The 4209-nt window shown below is 70.9% G+C and carries 5 protein-coding genes and 1 pseudogene; all 6 read left to right on the plus strand.

Annotated features, from left to right (window positions below; translation table 11 throughout):
- Positions 1-222 precede the first annotated feature (222 nt).
- Positions 223-630 (plus strand): hypothetical protein, encoded by a 408-nt coding sequence (locus FRW57_RS18085; protein ID WP_152186656.1) that lies wholly within the window; start codon positions 223-225, stop codon positions 628-630.
- 350 nt (positions 631-980) lie between these two features.
- On the plus strand, positions 981-1481 hold the full coding sequence (locus tag FRW57_RS18090) for a hypothetical protein (protein WP_152186657.1): 501 nt from the start codon (positions 981-983) through the stop codon (positions 1479-1481).
- 156 nt (positions 1482-1637) lie between these two features.
- Positions 1638-2105 carry a hypothetical protein gene (locus tag FRW57_RS18095; protein ID WP_152186658.1) on the plus strand — a complete coding sequence of 156 codons (468 nt, stop codon included), beginning with the start codon at positions 1638-1640 and terminating at the stop codon, positions 2103-2105.
- 316 nt (positions 2106-2421) lie between these two features.
- Entirely contained in the window at positions 2422-2700 is a 279-nt protein-coding gene (locus FRW57_RS18100; protein ID WP_152186659.1) for a hypothetical protein, read from the plus strand.
- Positions 2701-3066: 366 nt separating this feature from the next.
- Entirely contained in the window at positions 3067-3513 is a 447-nt protein-coding gene (locus tag FRW57_RS18105; protein WP_152186660.1) for a hypothetical protein, read from the plus strand.
- A gap of 407 nt (positions 3514-3920) precedes the next feature.
- Positions 3921-4209 (plus strand): annotated as a pseudogene (locus FRW57_RS18110) (DUF6262 family protein); the annotation flags it as partial.

Here is a 4209-nt window from a genome sequence, read left to right on the forward strand (position 1 = left end):
CCTCATCAGGGGTGATGCCGCCCGCCCCGCAACCAGCCAAAGCAACTCGTCCCTGCAAACCAACGGCGTCGGTCAACCGCACGTTGATTCGGGACCCTTTTAGCCAGGATGCAAGAGGTGTGTAGGACTTGGGATTTGGCGTTTTCGGTGGGGGTGCGTGGGCGCTGAAGGAGGCGTCTGGTCGGCGGTGATCACCAGCGTGGGTCGACGTGCCTTGGGGAGGTGACACGGTTCGATCTGGGCGAGGTGACGGTGGATATGGATAAGCAGTCGATCAAGCAGCAGGCGCGCCGGACAGCGCTGGATGCGCAGGCGAAACGGCGTGCTCGCCAGGCCGAGCGCGAGAAGCGACTGGAGCGCTTGGCGGTGCAGGTGTTGGTGGCGGTCCGTGAGCGGGATGAACAGGTCGCGCTGATCGAGCGTCGCGCCGGGCACGCGCTGGCTCAGATGAGCAGCGAGGGGCTGGCGGTGCGCGACCTGGTGGAGTGGTGCGGTGATGAGCTGACTGCCCGCGAGGTGACCCGGTTGCGGCGGCTGGCGATGTCGTACCCCGGCGGTGGAGGCGAGCGGCAGGGTGCGGATCGAGCCGGAACGGGTGAGCCGTCGGATGATTCGCGGCCGGTCGAATGAGCGCCGACTGGTGTGCGGGAGCGTGCGCCGGCCGGCCTCTGCGTGACGCGGCGGGCCGGGTGATGGCCTGCACGACCCGCGGCCGGGTCCTCGGTTCGCCAACCGGGTAGTTGCGTCTCCATACCGGCACTGCCTGCCTGCCTCTGCTGGACGCAGCGCTCAGCCGCCGCGGACCAGACTTAGGCCGGGGAGTCAGCTATACGGACCGGTACGCCTCGGGTGAAACGTATCGATGCGTATTGGTGGAGGTGGTGATGGTTCAGCCGAGCCCGTACACCCCTGGCCAGGTCGCGCGGGAGGTGCCAGGGCGGGATAAGCAGCTCGCGGAGATTGGCGAGCGGCTGTCGTACATGACGCAGCTGCAGCGCCTGGTCGGGCGGGTCCGGGTCGACCACGCGGCCCGGGGCGTGGGGAAGACCTCGTTGTTGCGGCGGGCGCAGCAGCAGGCCGAGGAGCTGGGGGCGGTCACGGTGTGGGTGACCGCCGGTGAGGCGGTCGCGTTGATCCCGGCGGTCGCCGAGGAGGTCGGCCGGGTCACCCGGGGCTGGGACGCGGCGGGGCGCGGCCAGGTGCGCGCGGCGCTGGAGCATCTGGAGGTGAAGGTGACCGGCGGTGTGCCGGGGGTCGCCTCGGTGGAGGCAACGTGGCAAGGTGACCCTGCTCGGCAGTCCTTCGCCGCCCAGGGCTCGACGCGAGAGTTTGAGGATTTGGTGGTGGCGGCGTCGGCTGCGGCCGGCGAGCGGGGCCGGCGGGGGGGTGGTTCTGCTGGTCGACGAGATCCAGGCCGCCGACCCGGGCGGGCTGCGCACTCTGTCCTACGCCTGGCAGCACTTCCAGTCCGAACGGCCTGATCTGCCGGCGGCATCCTGGCGGCCGGCCTGCACGTCAGCGTTGCCCTGATCAACCAGGCGGTCAGCAACTCGGGGCGGTTCGCCTGCCGGAGACTGGACGACCTGAGCCACGACGCCGCGTTGATGGCCTTGGCCTCACCAGCTGCACAGCTTGGCGTGACCTGGGACGGCGCCGCGCTGGAGGCGGCCGTCGAGTACGCGGCCGGGTATCCGCACACGCTGCAACTGGTCGGCGACAACACCTGGCGGCAGGCGGGGCTGCCCGACCCGGGCGCCAGGCTGACCGGCGCGCAGGTCGGCCATGCATTGGCGGCCGTGGAGGAAGATATCGAGGAGCTGTTCACCGCCCGGCTGTCAAAGGTGACCAATCACAATGACATTCGTCTCGTGCGGGCCCTGGCGAGCTTGGGTGATGGACCGGCACGGCGAGCTGACTTGGCGGCGGCTATGGGAGTGGAATCCGACGCCCTGGGTGTTCCGCGAGCCCGGCTGCGTGGCGCAGGCATCGTCACCGACACGGCGCACGGCCACCTGGCCTTCACGGTTCCCGGCTTCGCCCGGCACGTTCGTCGACACTTCGGCGTCGATCCTGCGGGTGGGGATCGCGGGCGCAACCCGCAGTAGCCCCGCCGGGGACAGTTCCGACCCAGCCCGCAAGCCCCCACCGCCCGCAGGCGCCCACCGCAGGTCGGTGCCGCATCCCTGAGCGTTCAGGTTCGCTGCCTGCCGCGTGCCCCGTACAGGCAGCACGGGTGTTGTCGCGCCTCCGCTGGTCGTGCTCTCGCTGAGCATCACGGCTCTCGTCCCTGGGAGGGTCCGGCCAGTCCTGCGTTGGGTCGTCAGAAGCCCGCACGTGCCGGATCACGGACGGATCCGCCCGCGCCTGATGATCACCAGCGCCTCGCGAACTGCCTTGTGGGGGCGGGCGAGAGGAGCTGCCGTGACCGAGCAACTGAGAATCTCCGGGACGGACGAGGTGGCGGTCTACCTCCCGCTGCTACGTGCGGTGCATCCGCACGACGCGGTGGTCGTCCCGCCTGCGAGTGGGCGTAGCCTGCCGGTGGCACGCGACGACCTCGGCGACACGGGCGCCGAACGTGCCGGTGCGGCCAGGAGTGTGGCGGACACCTACCGCCAGCATGGGGCCGGGCGCGCAATCCCCTCCACCGGTTCCGGTCGGCCGCCGGTGACGGGCTGGACCGAGTCGAGCCCGTCATGACCTCCCAGCCTTCCGACTTCGGTGGCGGCACGCCACCCGCCGATCCCTTGGCCGAGGTGGCCCGCCAGCTGATCACGACACACAGGCAGGTGTCCGCCGCACAGACAGCCATGGACTGCACCCGCAGCGCCCTGACCCGTCTTGACCACCGGATGGCCGAGGTGGAAGCCGCGTCGGCCAAAGCGCACGCCGCGACCGGTCCCGACCAGGCCGCCGGACACGTCGCTCACGTCCGTGAGCAGCTGACTAGTGTCGGCAGAGGCGCCCGGGTGATCCTTCCGGACGCCCAGCTGATCCGGGATCACCTGGACCGGGCGAGATCAACCATGGTCGAAGCCCTGGTCGCCCTACGGCAGGTGGCTGGTGGTGACGAGCCCGGCTGGGCCCGGGAGCTCGGGCCGGTTGGAGGGCTACCTGCAGGGCCTGGCCGGTGTGCTCGAAGTGATGGCCCCCACCGCCTCCGCGGCAGCCAGCCACGTGAACTCGGCCGTGCAGCACGCCTTCACACCGGACCTGGAGGACACCCAGGCGGTCGTTCGCGCCGGACAGTTCGTCGTGGCCACCCACGACGAACTCGCGAGGGCGAACCAGGCGGTGCGGACCCTTGAGGGCCCCCTGGAACGCGTCGGAAACGGCCTCCAAGTGGCGGCCGCGGCGGCCACCCACCAGCGGGACGCCGGCGTCTGCTGTGCTCCGGCCGCCGTGGACCAACAGCCCCTACCCGCAGCCCGCAAGACGGCCGGCGCAGCCCACGAGAGGCGCACGACCCCGCCCGCTCGCGGGTCTGGCCCGGGGCAGGGGCCCCGGCGGTGACCGCCCGTTCAGTCATGTCGGCTTCGGCAGCCGAGCCGGAGACGAACGGCTCAGGACTCGGTTTCGGGGTGTCCTGCCTGCCCAAGGTTGCCCCTGGATGAAGGCGCGCGTTTGCGCGTCCGCCCGCTCGATATACCGCTCAAGCTCGGACTGATCTGACAGTGGATTCTGGCCGTCATCAACGTGTTTGATGGGGTCGGTGGGTCGGTTGGCGACACGCTGATGTCGGGCTCGAGCAGCAATCGGCCCCCGTCCGGTCCCTGCAGCTGATCATCACCCGCCTCGAGGACCGGGCACCCGCCGACGGCGCGCGAGGCGCCGGCCTCCGCGGCCGTACCGGCTACCAGCACACCGGGCCGGTCGCCATCACCATCGGCCCCCTACCAGGGGACACCCCCATCACCCCCATGGCCACGGTGACCGGCACGCTCACTCGGTCCGAGGCACGGTCCGCCGCCCTGACCCGTGCCGCCGCACAGAAGCAGCAACGCGCGATCGCCAAGGCGGACGAGGGCATCCGACACCTGACGCGCATTGGAGTGCCAGTGACGTTCCGCTCCGTCGCCCGGGCCGCCGGCGTGTCGGTCGACTCCTTGTACACCAACACTGCGCTGCGCGCCCGGATCGAACGGCTCCGCGCCGCCCAGCCCGGCGACGCCCGCGGCCGCCGCGAGACGGCTCCGGACGGCAACAACA

The sequence above is a fragment of the Segeticoccus rhizosphaerae genome (assembly GCF_009192725.1).
Lineage (GTDB): Bacteria > Actinomycetota > Actinomycetes > Actinomycetales > Dermatophilaceae > Segeticoccus > Segeticoccus rhizosphaerae.

Bases quoted from the DNA above. Each gene is read 5' to 3' on its own strand.
- FRW57_RS18090 (WP_152186657.1), top strand. From the start codon at position 981: ATGACGCAGCTGCAGCGCCTGGTCGGGCGGGTCCGGGTCGACCACGCG.